This window comes from Streptomyces sp. NPDC002835, from assembly GCF_053591995.1.
In genome coordinates, this window is the sequence record NZ_JBSFUW010000142.1 from 1 (window position 1) to 1,063 (window position 1,063).

The 1,063-nt window shown below is 71.1% G+C and carries 1 protein-coding gene; it reads left to right on the forward strand.

What is annotated here, in order from left to right:
- The coding region (locus ACWD01_RS37555) for a beta-ketoacyl reductase (protein WP_451168483.1) at positions 1-1,063 on the forward strand (1,063 nt) is incomplete at both ends.

Sequence of the window (1,063 nt, forward strand, 5' to 3'; positions counted from 1 at the left end):
GGGGCGTTGGACCTGGTCAAGCGGTGGCTGGCGGAGGAGCGGTTCGCCGACTCCCGGCTGGTCCTGCTCACCCGCAACGCCGTCGTCACCTCACCCGAAGACACACCCGACCTCGAACACGCCGCCATCTGGGGCCTGATCCGCTCCGCCCAGTCCGAACACCCCGACCGACTCGTCCTCATCGACACCGACGACCCCACGCACGACCTACGCGGCGCGCTCACGACTGGTGAGCCTCAAGTCGCCATCCGGCAAGGCCAGTTCCTGGCGCCTCGCCTAGCCCGCACCACGGTCACCCCCGCCGACGCCCCCGTCTTCCGGCCCGACAGCACCGTCCTGATCACCGGCGCCACCGGCACCCTCGCCGGACTCCTCGCCCACCACCTCGTCACCCACCACCACGTCCAAAACCTCGTCCTCCTCTCCCGACGACCCGCCCACACCCTCGCCACCACACTCAACGAACTCGGCGCCCACACCACCGTCGTCACCGGCGACGTCACCGACCCCGACACCCTCACCCACACCCTCACCCACCACCCCATCACCGCCGTCATCCACACCGCCGCCACCCTCCACGACGCCACCCTCGACACCCTCACCACCCACCACCTCGACACCGTCCTCAAACCCAAACTCGACGGCGCCCTCCTGCTCCACGAACTCACCACCCAACACACCCCCCACCTCGACGCCTTCATCCTCTTCTCCTCCGCCGCCGCCACCCTCGGCGGACCCGGACAAGCCGCCTACGCCGCCGCCAACACCTTCCTCGACACCCTCGCCCACCACCGCCACACCCACGGCCAACCCGCCCTCTCCCTCGGCTGGGGCCTGTGGGAAGACCGCTCCACCATGACCGGCAACCTCACCCACACCGACCTCCACCGCATGACCCGCCACGGAGTGTCCGGACTCTCCGCGGCCGAGGGACTGACGCTGTTCGACGCCGCGTGCGCGGCGGGCGAACCGCACCTGCTGCCGATCCGGCTCGACGTCGCGGCGCTGCGGCGTTCCCTCGGCGCGGAGGAGCCCGTGCCGGCGTTGCTGCGCGGGCTGGCAC